The sequence below is a fragment of the Micromonospora sp. NPDC047465 genome (genome assembly GCF_040643125.1).
Taxonomy (GTDB): Bacteria; Actinomycetota; Actinomycetes; order Mycobacteriales; family Micromonosporaceae; genus Micromonospora.
In genome coordinates, this window is the sequence record NZ_JBEYTP010000004.1 from 219,894 (window position 1) to 234,386 (window position 14,493).

14 protein-coding genes are annotated in these 14,493 nt (G+C 73.9%); 10 read left to right on the plus strand and 4 right to left on the minus strand.

The genetic code is table 11. The features are described 5' to 3' along the window. Nucleotides 1–6: 6 nt before the first annotated feature. The 5 genes from ABZ793_RS06685 (at nt 7) to ABZ793_RS06705 (ending at nt 7,364) form a co-directional block, all read left to right on the plus strand. Nucleotides 7–2,214: a bifunctional glycosyltransferase family 2 protein/CDP-glycerol:glycerophosphate glycerophosphotransferase gene (locus ABZ793_RS06685; protein WP_357452940.1), complete on the plus strand. Its 2,208-nt coding sequence runs from the start codon at nt 7–9 to the stop codon at nt 2,212–2,214. Nucleotides 2,215–2,371: 157 nt separating this feature from the next. Then, a complete protein-coding gene (locus tag ABZ793_RS06690) occupies nt 2,372–3,667 on the plus strand; it encodes an ABC transporter ATP-binding protein (RefSeq protein WP_357452943.1) in 1,296 nt (431 codons plus the stop codon). 46 nt (nt 3,668–3,713) lie between these two features. Continuing rightward, the gene (locus tag ABZ793_RS06695; protein WP_350701684.1) at nt 3,714–4,178 is read left to right on the plus strand and encodes a DUF4442 domain-containing protein; all 465 of its coding nucleotides are present in this window, start codon (nt 3,714–3,716) and stop codon (nt 4,176–4,178) included. 64 nt (nt 4,179–4,242) lie between these two features. After that, entirely contained in the window at nt 4,243–4,995 is a 753-nt protein-coding gene (locus ABZ793_RS06700) for an HAD-IA family hydrolase (RefSeq protein ID WP_357452947.1), read from the plus strand. After that, nucleotides 4,992–7,364 (plus strand): glycoside hydrolase family 65 protein, encoded by a 2,373-nt coding sequence (locus tag ABZ793_RS06705; RefSeq protein WP_357452950.1) that lies wholly within the window; start codon nt 4,992–4,994, stop codon nt 7,362–7,364. The genes ABZ793_RS06700 and ABZ793_RS06705 overlap by 4 nt, the downstream gene beginning before the upstream one ends. 39 nt (nt 7,365–7,403) lie before the next feature. On the opposite strand, the gene ABZ793_RS06710 is transcribed toward ABZ793_RS06705, so the two are convergent. Next, a complete protein-coding gene (locus ABZ793_RS06710; protein WP_357452953.1) occupies nt 7,404–7,580 on the minus strand; it encodes a hypothetical protein in 177 nt (58 codons plus the stop codon). A 213-nt stretch (nt 7,581–7,793) separates the two neighbouring features. On the opposite strand from ABZ793_RS06710, the gene ABZ793_RS06715 reads away from it, so the two are divergent. Beyond that, a complete protein-coding gene (locus ABZ793_RS06715) occupies nt 7,794–8,459 on the plus strand; it encodes a dienelactone hydrolase family protein (protein WP_357452957.1) in 666 nt (221 codons plus the stop codon). A gap of 150 nt (nt 8,460–8,609) precedes the next feature. On the opposite strand, the gene ABZ793_RS06720 is transcribed toward ABZ793_RS06715, so the two are convergent. Further along, nucleotides 8,610–9,746 carry an AI-2E family transporter gene (locus ABZ793_RS06720; protein ID WP_357452960.1) on the minus strand — a complete coding sequence of 379 codons (1,137 nt, stop codon included), beginning with the start codon at nt 9,744–9,746 and terminating at the stop codon, nt 8,610–8,612. A gap of 270 nt (nt 9,747–10,016) precedes the next feature. Here ABZ793_RS06720 and ABZ793_RS06725 point away from each other — a divergent pair, with 270 nt between their 5' ends. From ABZ793_RS06725 to ABZ793_RS06735, 3 genes are all read left to right on the plus strand, one after another. Then, on the plus strand, nt 10,017–10,199 hold the full coding sequence (locus tag ABZ793_RS06725; protein ID WP_357452962.1) for an antitoxin: 183 nt from the start codon (nt 10,017–10,019) through the stop codon (nt 10,197–10,199). A 192-nt stretch (nt 10,200–10,391) separates the two neighbouring features. Then, a complete protein-coding gene (locus tag ABZ793_RS06730; RefSeq protein ID WP_357452964.1) occupies nt 10,392–11,597 on the plus strand; it encodes a cytochrome P450 in 1,206 nt (401 codons plus the stop codon). Between the two features lie 4 nt (nt 11,598–11,601). Beyond that, nucleotides 11,602–11,838, plus strand: a complete 237-nt coding sequence (locus ABZ793_RS06735) for a ferredoxin (protein WP_350701672.1) — start codon at nt 11,602–11,604, stop codon at nt 11,836–11,838. A gap of 71 nt (nt 11,839–11,909) precedes the next feature. Here the strand turns inward: ABZ793_RS06735 and ABZ793_RS06740 are convergent, their stop codons facing one another. Further along, nucleotides 11,910–12,815, minus strand: coding sequence for an SMP-30/gluconolactonase/LRE family protein (locus tag ABZ793_RS06740; protein WP_357452968.1), 906 nt, complete (start codon nt 12,813–12,815; stop codon nt 11,910–11,912). Between the two features lie 96 nt (nt 12,816–12,911). Between ABZ793_RS06740 and ABZ793_RS06745 the strand changes: the two genes are divergently transcribed. Beyond that, the gene (locus ABZ793_RS06745) at nt 12,912–13,361 is read left to right on the plus strand and encodes an Lrp/AsnC family transcriptional regulator (RefSeq protein WP_357452971.1); all 450 of its coding nucleotides are present in this window, start codon (nt 12,912–12,914) and stop codon (nt 13,359–13,361) included. Nucleotides 13,362–13,413: 52 nt separating this feature from the next. On the opposite strand, the gene ABZ793_RS06750 is transcribed toward ABZ793_RS06745, so the two are convergent. Next, nucleotides 13,414–14,298, minus strand: a complete 885-nt coding sequence (locus tag ABZ793_RS06750; RefSeq protein WP_357453193.1) for an aminoglycoside phosphotransferase family protein — start codon at nt 14,296–14,298, stop codon at nt 13,414–13,416. Nucleotides 14,299–14,493 lie beyond the last annotated feature (195 nt).

A 14,493-nucleotide genomic window follows, 5' to 3' on the forward strand; every position in this document is an offset into this window, starting at 1 on the left:
GGCCGGATGACACTGATCAGTTTCGTCGTGCCGGCCTTCCGGGTGCAGGGCTACCTGCGCGAGTGCCTGGACTCCATCCTCGACCAGCCCGTCGCCGACATCGAGGTGATCGGCGTCGACGACTGCTCGCCGGACGACAGCGGCGAGATCCTCGCCGAGTACGCCGCCCGCGACCGGCGGGTGCACGCCGTCCGGCTGACGGAGAACGTCGGGCTCGGCCCGGCCCGCAACGTCGGGCTGGACCGGGCCGTCGGCGAGTACGTCTGGTTCGTCGACGGCGACGACTGGCTCGCCCCGGAGTGCCTGGTGGAGGTGGCCGAGCGCCTCCGCGCCACCCACCCCGACGTGCTCCTGGTCGATCACGTCCGGACGCACTGGAACAACGCCGTCACCCGCAGCGCCATGGCGGAGGTGTTCCCCGAGCCACCCGGCGAGGGCACCTTCCGGCTGCGGGACCGGCCCGAGACGCTGCGGGTGCTGCACACCGCCTGGAACCGGCTGGTCCGTCGGCAGTTCCTGGGCGACCTGGGGCTGCGCTTCGCCCCCGGCTGGTACGAGGACGTCTCGTTCAGCTACCCCGTGCTGATGGCCGCCGAGCGGATCGGCGTGCTGGACCGGGTCTGCGTCAACTACCGCCAGCGGCGGTCCGGCGCGATCACCAGGACGCGGGGCGACCGGCACTTCGAGGTCTTCCACCAGTGGCACCGGGTGTTCCGGCTGATGGACTCCTGGGGGTCGGTGGTCGACGACCTGCGCCCGGCGGTCTTCGAACGGATGATCTGGCACTACCTGACCGTGCTCGGCAACGGGCAGCGGATCGCGCCGGAGCTGCGGCCCGCCTTCTTCGCCCAGATCACCGCCGACTACGCGCGCTGGCTGCCGCCCGGCGGCTACCCGGCCCCGGGGGGCGCGGAGGGGCTCAAGCACCGGCTGGTGGCCGCCGGCCGCTGGCGTACGTTCAGCGCCCTGCGCACCGCCTACCTGGCGCGGGACACCGCCCGGCGTACCGCCCGGACGACGAGGCGGCGGGTCGCGCCCCGGGCCCGGCGGGCCGCCCGGCTGGCCCGGGACACGCTGCTGCGCGAGTACTACCGGGCCGAGCTGCGCCGACCCGTCGACCCGACGCTGGCCGTGTACGCGGCATACTGGTACCGCGGCTACGCGGACAACCCGGCCGCGGTCCACGAGGCGGCGCGACGGCTGGCGCCGCAGGTCCGGGGGGTGTGGATCGTCCGGCGGGACCGGGTGCACACCATGCCCGAGGGCGTCGAGTACGTGGTGGCCGGCACCCCCGCGTACTACCGGGCGCTGGCGCGGGCGCGCTGGCTGGTCAACAACGTGAACTTCCCGGACTACGTCCGCAAGCGGCCCGGGTCGGTGCACGTGCAGACCCACCACGGCACGCCGGTGAAGGTGATGGGGCTCGACCAGCAGCGGTACCCGATCGGCGCGGTGGGGATGGACTTCGCCGGGCTGCTGCGCCGGGTGGACCGGTGGGACTTCAGCATCAGCGCGAACAGCTTCTCCACCCAGATGTGGGAGCGGGCCTATCCGGCGGAGTACACCACCCTGGAGGTGGGCTACCCGCGCAACGACCGGCTGGTCAACGCCACCGCCGAGGAGGTGCTCCGGCTGCGCGCGGCGTTCGGCCTCGGCCTCGGCGAGCGGGTCGTCCTGTACGCCCCGACGCACCGGGAACACCTGCCCGGCTACCGGCCGCCGTTCGACCCGGGGCGGCTGCTCGACGTGCTCGGCCCGGCCGGCCGGCTGCTGATGCGCAGCCACTACTTCCACGACCGGGAGCGCCGGGCCCGGCGCCCGGTGGACCGGGACCGGGTGCGCGACGTCAGCGGCCACCCGCGCGTCGAGGACCTCTACCTCGTGGCGGACGTGCTGGTCACGGACTACTCGTCGGCGATGTTCGACTACGCCGTGCTGGACCGGCCGATCGTGGTCTACGCCCCGGACTGGGAGGCGTACCGGCTGGCCCGCGGCGTCTACTTCGACCTGCTCGCGGAGCCGCCCGGCGCGGTGGCCACCAGCTTCGCCGACCTGCTCGACCTGTTCCGCGCCGGCGGGGTCGACTCGGCGGAGGCGACGAGGGTCCGGCAGCGGTTCCGGGCCCGGTTCTGCGCGCTCGAGGACGGCCACGCCGCCGAACGGGTGGTCCGCCGGGTCTTCCTCGGCGAGCAGCCGCAGCCCCGCTGCCGCTGACCACGCCCGTCCGCGCCCCCGGGGTCGCCCGCCGTCCCACCCGTGGGCGCAACAGGAACGTCACGAGTCGAACATGGGACGTTTACCCGATATCCGGATCGAATGATCCTCGTCACAGTCATTCGGGGTTCGGTCGACGAGCTGTGGGGAGGTGACGGTGACCACCGTCGCGCTCAAGGATGTCACGAAGGTGTTCAGGGACGGCACCCTCGCCGTCGACAGCGTCAACCTGGACGTCAACGACGGCGAGTTCATGGTGCTGCTCGGCCCGTCGGGCTGCGGGAAGTCCACGGTGCTGCGGATGGTCGCCGGGCTGGAGGACCCGACGTCGGGCGCGGTGCTGCTCGACGGCGAGCTGGTCAACGACCTGCCGCCGCGGGAGCGGAAGATCGCCATGGTCTTCCAGGACTTCGCGCTCTACCCACACATGACGGTCGGCGACAACATCGCCTTCCCGCTCCGGCTGGCCGGCATGGATCCGGAGCCGCGCGGCGAGCGGGTCACCGACGTGGCCAGCGCGCTCGGCATCGGCGACGTGCTCGGCCGCAGGCCCAACCAGCTCTCCGGCGGGCAGCGCCAGCGGGTCGCGATGGGGCGGGCGATCGTCCGCCGCCCCGGCCTGTTCCTGATGGACGAGCCGCTGTCCAACCTCGACAGCGGGCTCCGGGCCGAGCTGCGCGCCGAGATCTCCGGGCTCACCCGCGAGCTGGGCGTCACCACCATCTACGTCACCCACGACCAGGCCGAGGCGCTGACCATGGCCGACCGGGTCGCCATCATGCGCAGGGGCGTCCTCCAGGACGTGGGGACCCCGACCCAGGTCTACGGCCGTCCCGCCACGCTCTACGTGGCCGCGTTCCTCGGCAGCCCGCGGATGAACCTGCTGGAGGCGTCGGTCTACGTCCACCTGGACCGCTACGTCACCCTCACCCTCGGCGAGCAGGCGCTGCGCCTGCCCTGGGACGACATCCGCAGCCGGGCGGTCGCGCACTACCACGGCGAGCGGATCGTGGTCGGGATGCGGGCCGAGGCGCTCACCCCGGTCGCCCCGGACACGCCGGGCGACGTGCTCCGCGGCCGGATCCGCTACCTGGAGCACCACGGTCACGAGTCGCTCGCGTTCCTCGACATCGGGGCCACCGCGATCGTGGTGGACGAGATGGGCACCCCCGTCGACGCCCCGGTCGACCAGCGCGGTCTGCGCCGCTTCGGCCAGATGATGCAGCGGCTGACCGGGCGCGCGGCGGAGGACGAGCCCGCCCCGAGCCCCAGCGCCCGGACCAGCGTGCTGAGCGACCCGGGCCGGCACCACCGCCGCCCGGCCGAGCTGGCGGTCCGGCTCGCGCCGTACCCCGCGGTCTCCGCCGGTCACCCCCTGGCCGTCTCCGTACGCATGGACGCGCTGCACTTCTTCGATGAGCGGGGTGACCGCATCGACGTCGGCTGGCGCTGACCGGGTGGCCCTTGCCGGCGAAGTTACCGACTAGTAACGTCGGGGCATGACCATCGACTCGCGCCAGGTGGCGGCCGGCATGCTGGAGGCCGTGCCGTTCGCGCGTACGCTCGGCCTCGAATTCGTCGAGGTGGCCCCCGAGGCGGAGGGCGGGGTGCGGGCGGTCGTCCGCCTGCCCGACTCGCCGGCCACCCACAACCACGTCGGCGGGCCGCACGCCGGGGCCATGTTCACCCTCGGCGAGACCGCCTCCGGCGCGGTCGTGCTGGCCGCGTTCGCGCCGCTGCTCGACCGGGCCACGCCGCTGGCGGTGCGGGCCGAGATCGCGTACCGGAAGCTCGCCATGGGCCCGGTGCTGGCGACGGCGCGGCTCGGCCGGCCCCCCGCCGAGGTGGTCGCCGAGCTGGAGGCCGGCCGGCGGCCGGAGTTCCCGGTGCAGGTGGAGATCGCCACCGAGGAGGGGAAGGCCACCGGCGCGATGACGGTCGTCTGGACGCTGCGCCCGCACTGAGCCGTCCCGGGCAACCGGGCCGAAACCGGTTTGCCGGCGCGGAGGTCTGGATAGATTCGTAACCGTGCTGGGCCTGCCTGCTCACGTGACCGCCTGTCTCTTCGATCTGGACGGGGTGCTGACGCAGACCGCCCGGGTGCACAACGCCGCGTGGACCGAGACGTTCGACGGCTTCCTGCGGCAGCGTGCCGCCGCCACCGGCGAGGCGTTCCGCCCGTTCGACCCGGGGCCGGACTACAACCGGTACGTCGACGGCCGGCCCCGCGCCGACGGGGTGCGCACCTTCCTCGCCTCGCGCGGGATCGTGCTGCCCGAGGGAGCGCCCGACGACCCCCCGGACGCCGACACGGTCAACGGGGTCGGCAACCGGAAGAACGTGCTGCTGCTGGAACGGCTGCGCACCCGCGGCGTGGACGTCTATCCCGGCTCGGTCGCCTACCTGAAGGCCGCGGCCGCCGCCGGCCTGCGCCGCGCGGTCGTCACGGCCAGCGCGAACGGCCGGGAGGTGGTCGCCGCCGCCGGCCTGGAACCGCTGCTGGAGGCGCGGGTCGACGGGCTGCTCGCCCGCGCCGAGGGGCTGCGCGGCAAGCCGCACCCGGACACCTTCCTGGCCGGGGCCGGGCTGCTCGGGGTCGACCCGGCCCATGCCGCCGTCTTCGAGGACGCGCTGGCCGGGGTGGCCGCCGGCCGGGCCGGCGGGTTCGGCTACGTGGTCGGGGTCGACCGGGTCGGCCAGGCGGCCGAGCTGCGCGCCCACGGCGCCGACGTCGTGGTCACCGACCTCGCCGACCTGCTCGACACCGGGCGGCCCGCGTGATCAGGGAACGGGCATATCCCGTCGAGCCGTGGCACATCCGGGAGATCCGGCTGGACATGGACGTCCTGGCCCAGTCCGAGTCGGTGTTCGCGCTCTCCAACGGGCACGTCGGGCTGCGCGGCAACCTGGACGAGGGCGAGCCGCACGGCCTGCCCGGCACGTACCTCAACTCCTTCTACGAGCTGCGCCCGCTGCCGTACGCGGAGGCCGGGTTCGGGTTCCCGGAATCCGGCCAGACCATCGTCAACGTCACCAACGGCAAGCTGATCCGGCTGCTGGTCGACGACGAGCCGCTCGACGTCCGGTACGGCGAACTCCTCTCCCACGAGCGGGTCCTCGACCTGCGCGCCGGCACCCTGCACCGCGAGCTGCACTGGCGGTCGCCGGCCGGCCGCGAGGTCAAGGTCCGCAGCACCCGGCTGGTCTCCTTCACCCAGCGCTCCGTCGCGGCGATCAACTACGAGGTGGAGGCGGTCGACGGCCCGCTGCGGCTGATCATCCAGTCGGAACTCGTCGCGAACGAGACGCTGCCCGCGCAGAGCCGAGACCCCCGGGTCGCGGCCGTGCTGGAGTCGCCGTTGCAGGCCGAGGAGGAACTCACCACCGACGACGGCGGGCTGCTGATCCACCGGACCAAGCTCTCCGGACTGCGGGTCGCCGCCGCGATGGAGCACGAGGTGTACGCCCCGGCGCGCAAGACCATCGAGTCCGAGGGGTACGAGGACTGGGTGCGTACCACGATCGGGTGCGTGCTCAAGCCGGGCGAGACGCTGCGGGTGGTCAAGTACCTCACCTACGGCTGGTCGAGCCGCCGTTCGCTGCCGGCCCTGCGGGACCAGGTCGGCGCGGCACTGGCCGGGGCGCGGCTGGACGGCTGGGACGGGCTCCACCGGGAACAGCGGGAATACCTCGACGAGTTCTGGGAGGCCGCCGACGTGGTGGTGGAGGGCGACCCGGAGGTCCAGCAGGCCGTCCGGTTCGGCCTGTTCCACGTCCTCCAGGCGGGTACCCGGGCGGAGCAGCGGCCGATCGCCGCGAAGGGCCTGACCGGCCCCGGGTACGACGGGCACGCGTTCTGGGACACCGAGATGTTCGTCCTGCCGGTGCTCACCTACACCCACCCGGCCGCCGTGCGGGACGCGCTGCACTGGCGGCACCGCACGCTGGCCGCCGCGCACGAGCGGGCCCGGATGCTCAACCTGGAGGGCGCGGCGTTCCCCTGGCGCACCATCGAGGGACCGGAGTCGTCGGCGTACTGGCCGGCGGGCACCGCTGCCTTTCACATCGCGGCCGACGTCGCCGACGCGCTGCGGCGCTACGTGCAGGTCACCGAGGACACCGAGCTGGAGCGCGAGATCGGGCTGGAGCTGCTGGTGGAGACCGCCCGGCTGTGGCGGTCGCTGGGCCACCACGACCGGCACGGCCAGTTCCACATCGACGGCGTGACCGGCCCCGACGAGTACACGGCGGTGAAGAACGACAACATCTACACCAACCTGATGGCGCAGCGGAACCTGATCACCGCCGCCGACGCGGTGATGCGCTACCGGGACGAGGCATTCCACCTCGGCGTGACCGACGAGGAGGCAGCCGCCTGGCGGGACGCGGCGGCCTCCATGCACATCCCGTACGACGAGGAGGTCGACGTCCACGAGCAGGTGGAGGGCTTCACCCGGCTCCAGGAGTGGGACTTCGGGCACACGCCGCCGGAGAAGTACCCGCTGCTGCTGCACTACCCGTACTTCGACCTCTACCGGAAGCAGGTGGTCAAGCAGGCGGACCTGGTCCTCGCCATGCACTGGCGGGGCGACGCGTTCACCCCGGAGGAAAAACTGCGCAACTTCCTCTACTACGAGCGCCGGACGGTGCGGGACTCGTCGCTGTCGGCGTGCACCCAGGCGGTACTGGCGGCCGAGGTGGGCCACCCGGAGCTGGCGCACACCTACCTGCGCGAGGCCGCGCTGATGGACCTGCACGACCTCAACGAGAACACCCGCGACGGCGTGCACATGGCGTCGCTCGCGGGGGCGTGGATCGCGTTGGTGGCCGGGTTCGGCGGGCTGCGCGACCACGACGGCACGCTGTCGTTCGCGCCACGCCTGTCCAGCCGGCTCGGGCGGCTGGAGTTCTCGCTCCAGTGGCGCGGGATGCGGCTGCGGGTGGACGTCCGGCCGCACGAGACCACGTACGCGCTGCGCCACGGTGACCCGGAGGACGTGCTGGAGTTGCGGCACCACGGCGAGACGGTCCGGGTCACCTGCGACGAGCCCGTCACCGTGCCGATCCCGCCGCTGGAGGTCTCCGGACCGGCCCCGGAGCAGGCACCGGGCCGCGCCCCCCTGCTCCGCCTGCCCGAGAACGAGCCGTGACCCGCCGCCGGCCCGCGCTCGGCGGGCCGGCGGCGTCGGTCAGAGCGGCCTGCCCTGCGAGGGGCGGCCGGCCGCGTCGCGGGGCGTCATCGCCCGCGGGTCGTCGGCCGTGCGTGCCTGGGCCGCGTCGTCCGCCCAGTCCCGGCCGCGTTCGGCGTCCTGTTCGCGCCGTTCCCGGTCGGCGGTCTGCTGGCGGGACTCTCGCTGCTGCGCCATGGCGATCCTCGCGATCCGTCGGGGGCGCGGTCTTGCGCCGGTACGGTCTGCGGTCACCCGCCGCCTACCCGACGCCCCCGGTGGCAAACACCGGGGCGGCCGGCCCGCTTGCCGGCCGTGCGGGCGGGTATGCGAGCCGCCGGGGAGGAGGGGCCGTGGTCCGGTGAGTCGGACGACCGGTCCTGGCCGACGACGTACGGAACGGAGGCGGAGATGGACGTGCGCAGCAGCGAGGTGAAGATCCCGGCGGGGGACGCCGAACTCATGGCCGACCTGCTGGTCCCGGCCGAACCTGCCGGTGTCGTGCTCTTCGCCCACGGCAGCGGCAGCTCCCGGCACAGCCCGCGCAACACCGCCGTGGCGCACGTGCTCAACCGCGACGCCTTCGGCACCGTGCAGGTCGACCTGCTGACCCCCGCCGAGGACCGGGTGGACGTCCGGACCGCCGAGCTGCGCTTCGACATCCCACTGCTCGCCAACCGGCTCGCGGCGGTCGTGGACTGGCTGGCGGCGGAGCGGCCCTTCGGTCGGGTGCCGATCGGCCTCTTCGGGGCCAGCACCGGGGCCGCCGCCGCGTTGGTGGCGGCGGCCGAGAGACCGGAACTCGTCGGCGCGGTGGTCTCGCGGGGCGGCCGGCCCGACCTGGCCGGCCCGGCCCTCGGGCAGGTGCGCGCGCCCACGCTGCTGCTGGTCGGCGGCCTGGACGAGCAGGTGATCGCCCTCAACGAGCAGGCGCAGGAGGCGCTGCCGGAGACCGCCGAGCTGACGGTGATCCCCGGCGCCACGCACCTCTTCGAGGAGCCCGGCAAGCTGGAGCAGGTCGCCCACTGCGCCGCCGACTGGTTCGCCGCCCACCTCGCCGTGCCCCGCCCGGCCTGAGCGCCGGCCCGGTGGACGGCCGGTTCGTGCGGGTGCCGGGCTCGTGGACGGCTCGCCCGGCGGGCACCGCCCTCCTGCCAGGCCCCGCTCAGGCGGGGCCGGCGGCGTGGCAGGCCCGTTCAGGCGGGGCCGGCGGCTGGCAGGCCCCGTTCAGGCGGGGGCCGGCGGCGTGGCCCTGGCGGCCGGGGTGGGCCGCTCGCGGTGCTGCTGGACGGTGTCGATGACGCGCCAGACGACGGCGGTGATCGGCACCGAGACGAAGGCGCCGGCGATGCCGGCGATCAGGGTGCCGGCGGTGACCGCCACCAGGATCACCGCCGGGTGCAGCCGCACCTGGCGCTTCATGATGAGCGGCTCCAGCAGGTTGCCCTCGATCTGCTGCACGGCGATCACGGCGGCCAGGGCCAGCAGCGCGGTGACCGGCCCCTTCGCCGCGAGCGCGACGAGCACCGCGACCGCGCCGGCCACGGTCGCGCCGATGATCGGGACGAAGCCGCCGAAGAACGTGATCAGCGCCAGCGGAAAGGCCAGCGGCACCCGGAGCAGCACCAGGGCCAGGCCGATGCCGATCGCGTCGATCGCGGCGATCATCATCGTGCCCCGGCTGTACGCGCCCAGCGTCCGCCAGCCCACCCGGCCCGCCTCGACGGTCACCGACCGGTTCGGGCCGGTCATCCGGGCCAGCACCCAGTGCCACATCGACCGGCCGTCCTTGAGCAGGAAGAACAGCAGCACGAGCGCGAGCAGCGCCGAGCCGAGCACCTCGGCGGCCGTCCGAGCCCCCGACACCGGGTCGACCGAGCCCTGCCCGAGACCCTGCCGGGCCTGGTCGAGCAGCCGGTCGAGCTGCTGGTCGCTGACCGGCAGCGTGGAGGTCACGAACTCCCGGGTCCGTTGCAGGCCCTGGCTCAGCTCCTGGCTCAGCTCGCTGAACTGGCTGGCGGTCAGGTTCCACACCAGCGCGCCGACCCCGAACAGCACGCCGAGCAGCAGCAGCACGGTGAGCAGGGCGGCCAGCGACGCGGGCAGCCGGAGGCGGCGTAGCGCGAGCTGCACCGGGTCGAGCAGCGCCGTGAGGAAGACGGTGGCGGCCAGCGCGATGGCCAGCGGCGCGAGCAGCACCGCGATCTTCCCCAGCAGGTACAGCCCGGCGACGACCACCACCAGGCAGGCGCTCCACACCACGGCCGAGCGGACCGGCCAGGGCAGCGCCGCCCACGCCTGCCGGGGCACCGCGGCCCGGTCCGTCGTCCCCTCGGGCGTCCGCCCGGCACCGTCTGCGACCACGTCGGCCCTCCTCGATCTCCCGCGAGTCGGTACCCGGCCGGCGTCCTCCCGACACCCGTGGCCCCTTTCAACCTGGATGCCGCACCCGGCGCGGGAGGGCGAGTCGGCTGCCCGAGCGCCGTCCCGTGGCGTTCCCGCCGGCCTGTCCGCTCCACGGCCCTCTGTGGCGCTCCGGGGCGGCCCGTCCGGTCGGTGCGGGCCTGCCCGGTCGCGTTTGTGCCCGGGGCCCCTGGGAAGGCAGAGATCGAATCCCGACCCGAGGAGGACCCGATGAGCGACTTCATGGACAAGGCCAAGGACTTCGCCGACAAGCACGACAAGCAGGTCGACCAGGGCATGGAGAAGGGCGGCGACATGGCCGACCAGCGCACCGGCGGGAAGTACGACGACCAGATCGACAAGGGCGTCGACCAGGCCCAGGCCCGTACGGGCGAGGGCGACCAGGTCCGCTGAGCTCCTCGGTCCGCTCCCGGGTCGCCGCGCGGTCGGTGGCCCGGAGCGTCGTTTCCGGCGGATCGACGGTCACCGCTAGCCAAGCATCGACCACCCTCGCTACTATCCGCAGTCGGAGCATGACTCACCGTCGAGTCGCCCCCGGCCGGACCGGCGTCCCCTGCGGACGCCGCGACGAGAGGAGGTCAGCCGGTGACCGAGGCGCCCGAGACGACCATCCCCCAGCGCTATCCGTTCAGCGACCCCGACCGGCTCAACCTCGACCCGCGCTATGCCCGGCTGCGCCGGGACGAACCGCTCACCCGGATCCGGATGCCCTTCGGGGAGCCGGCCTGGCTGGCCACCCGGCACGCCGACGTGCGTACGGTGCTGGGCGACCCCCGGTTCAGCCGGGCCGCCTCGGTGGGCCGGGACGAGCCCCGCAACTCGCCACGGCAGCAGGACACCGGGATCCTGGCCATGGACCCGCCGGAGCACACCCGGCTGCGTCGGTTGGTGGCGAAGGCGTTCACCGCCCGCCGGGTCGAGGAGCTGCGCCCCCGCACCAGGAGGGTCGCCGACGAACTGGTCGACGGCATGCTCGCCGCCGGCCCCCCGGCCGACCTGGTGGAGCACCTGGCCACCCCGCTGCCGATCCGGGTCATCTGCGACCTGCTCGGCGTGCCCGTGGCCGACCAGGACCGCTTCCACACCTGGTCCGAGGCGATCGTGTCGACCACCTCGCTGAGCCCGGAACAGGCCCAGCAGTACATCGACAACCTGTTCGCGTACATGGGTGAGCTGATCGCGCGCCGGCACCGCGAACCCACCGACGACCTGCTCGGCGCGATGGTCCGGGCCCGGGACGCCGACGACCGGCTCGCGGCGGACGAGGTCGTGCGGCTGGCCGCCGGGCTGCTCGCCGCCGGGCACGAGACGACCGTGACCCAGATTCCCAACTTCGTGTACGTGCTGCTCACCCACCCGGCCGAGTGGGCGCGGCTGCGGGCCGAGCCGGCGCTGGTGCCGGGCGCCGTGGAGGAGCTGATGCGCTTCGTCCCGCTCGGCGCGTCGTCGGCCTTCGCCCGCTACGCCCTGGAGGACGTCGAGCTCGGCGGCGTGCTGGTGCGTGCCGGCGAGCCGGTCGTCGTGTCGATCCCGTCGGCCAACCGGGACGAGACGGTCTTCGCCGAGCCCGACCGGCTCGACCTGGCCCGGCAGACCAACCCCCACCTCGGCTTCGGGCACGGGGTGCACCACTGCGTCGGCGCGCAGCTCGCCCGGATGGAGCTCCAGGTCGTCCTGGAGACCCTGATCGCCCGCACCCCCGGCCTGCGCCTGGCGGTGCCCGAGTCGGAGCTGACCTGGAAGAGCGGCCTGCTGGTGCGGGGCCTGGTGGCCATGCCGGTGAGCTGGTGACGCGGTGAGCGGGCCGGACGAGCAGTGGCGCGTGCACGTGGACCGGACCCGGTGCATCGGGTCGGGGATCTGCGCGGGCACCGCGCCGGGGCACTTCGTGCTGGTGGACGGGCTGTCGCGCCCGCTGGCCGAGCGGGTGGCGCCCGACGACGCGCTGGTGGACGCCGCGGACTCGTGCCCCATGGAGGCGGTCATCGTGTCCGAGGTGGACAGCCTGCGCCGGATCGCACCGGAGCCGTGAGCCACATGCGCGTGCCGGAGCCGTGAACCCGGCGGGCGTGCCGGCGGGACGAGCCGCCGGCACGCCCGCGGTCAGTAGCCGGGGTGGCGGACCCCGTTGATGTTGACGCGCAGCGCGTAGAGCGAACTGGACGCGCAGACGAAGAGGTGGTTGCGCTTCGGCCCGCCGAACGTGAAGTTGGCGACCACCTCGGGCAGGCGCAGCTTGCCCAGCAGCGTGCCGTCCGGGTCGAAGCAGTGCAGCCCGTCGTACGCGGCAGCCCAGATCCGGCCGGCCGCGTCGATGCGTACCCCGTCGAAGGTGCCCGCGTCGCACTCGGCGAAGACCTCACCCCCGTGCAGGCTGCCGTCCGCGCCGACGCCGAAGCGTCGCAGGTGCCGGTGCCGGGTGTCCGCCACGTAGAGCGTCGACTCGTCGGCGTCGAACGCGAGCCCGTTCGGCTGGCCGAAGTCGTCGGCGACCAGGCGCACCTCGCCGTCGTGCGGGTCGACCCGGTAGACGTGGTTGCCGCCGATCTCGCTCTCGGCCCGGTGGCCCTCGTAGTCGCTGTCGATGCCGAAGCTCGGGTCCGTGAACCAGATCGAGCCGTCGGAGTGCTCGACCACGTCGTTGGGGCTGTTCAGCCGCTGCCCCCGATAGCGTTCCGCGAGGACGGTGTCGGTGCCGTCCGCCTCCGTCCGGGTGACGCGCCGGTTGCCCTGCTCGCAGCTCACCAGCCGCCCGCGCCGGTCGACGGTGTGCCCGTTGGCGTAGCCCGCCGGCTGCCGGAACACGCCGACCGCCCCGGTGGTCTCGTCCCAGCGCAGCAGCCGGTCGTTGGGGATGTCGCTGAACACCAGGTAGCGCCCGGCAGGGAAGTACGCCGGCCCCTCCAGCCAACGGCCCCCGGTGTGGAGCCGCTCGACCCACTCGTCGCCGTTGACCCGGCGGAACCGTTCGTCGAGGACCTCGAAGTGAGCTTTCACCCGGTCGACCATGAGACACCCTCCTGATTCCTGTTCGGCTGTACGCTAACACCACCGAACGACAGTCGGGGAATGGCGTTAATCGCCGAACGAGCATCGGAGGAGCGTGTGGACGACATCGACCGGAGGCTGCTGGCGGAGCTGCAACGGGACGCGGCCCAGCCGTATTCGGCCCTCGCCGCCGCCGTCGGACTGTCGACCGGGGCCGTCCACGAGCGGGTGCGGAAGTTGCGCGAGCAGGGGGTGATCCGACGCACCACAGTGGACGTCGATCCCGTCTCCGTGGGTCGCGGCGTGCTCGCCTTCGTGATGATCGAGGCGAACGCCTGGATGGGGGACCGACCCACCCATGAGGCGCTCGCCGCGCTGCCGGAGGTCGAGGAGGCCCACGTGGTGGCCGGCCCGGCCTCGCTGCTGGTGAAGATCAGGGCGGGGTCACCGGAACAGCTCCAGGCCAGCCTGCGGCGACTGTTCCAGATCGAGGGCGTCACCGGCACGCAGACCATCGTGGTGCTGGAGACGTTCTTCGACCGCCCGCCGGATCCGGTCGGCCGCTGAGCGCGCCCCGCAGCCGGTCCACCAACCCCGCGTCCCGGGCCGCTCCCACGCCTCAGTCGAGGACCGCGTCCAGGGTGCGGCGGGCGGTGTCGGCCATCACCGGGTTGGTGTCGACGTAGTAGGGGAGGGCGCCGACGGCCTGGACGATCGCCCAGCCCCGCCCGCGCGCCCAGGTGGCGTCGTCGGTCCCCAGCGCCCGGCGGTAGGTCTCCCGGGCGCCGGGCGGCAACAGGTTCCACGCCGGCATGAGGTCGACCGCCGGGTCGCCGACGCAGACCGCCCCGAGGTCGATGACCGCGGCGAGCCGGCCGTCGCGGACCAGCAGGTTGCCCGGCATCAGGTCGGCGTGGATCCACACGTCCGGCCCGTCGTGTGCGGGCGCGTCGCGGCACTCCGCCCAGACCCGGGCGACCCGGGCGGTGTCGGTCAGGTGGGCGCTCTCGGCCAGGCAGCTACGGACGTACTCGTCCCGGGCGGGCAGCGGGCCGCCCCGGGTGCGTCCGTTCCACGCCCGGCCGCCGGTGTCCACCTCGTGCAGCGCACGGACGAACCCGGCGAGGTCGCGGGCGAACTCGACCGGATCGCCGATGCTCCGGTCACCGGCGGTCTCCCCGGGGATCCAGCGGTACGCCGTCCACGGTCCCGGGTAGCCCTCGCCCGGCTCGCCGAGGGCCACCGGCTCGGGAACCGGCAGCGGTACGTGCGGGGCGAGGCGGCGCGCGTCCTCCTGCTCGCGCCGCAGGTCCTCGCGGAGCTCCGGGCCGACGCCGGGTTGCAGCGGGAAGCGCAGCACGATGTCCTCACCGAGGCGGAACAGCGCGTTCACGGTGCCGTACGAGGTGACCGGGCGCACCGGAAGCCCGCGCCAGCGGGGGAACTGATCGGCGACGAGGGCGGTGACGACGTCCGCGGTGACGTCGACCTGGTCGGCATGCATCCTCACCGGGCCGATCCTGCCGCCGGCCCCGGGGACAGGGCGACCGGTTTTCACCGGGCGGGCCAGGGGCCGGCACCCGGGTGCCCACCGGACCGGGCGTGGGCCCGGCGCGAGGCACCGCAGGAACGCGCGCAAACGCCGGTGGGGACGGGCAAGGGTCGGGTGGTACGCGCGAGGGCCGGTCCCCCCGTGCGG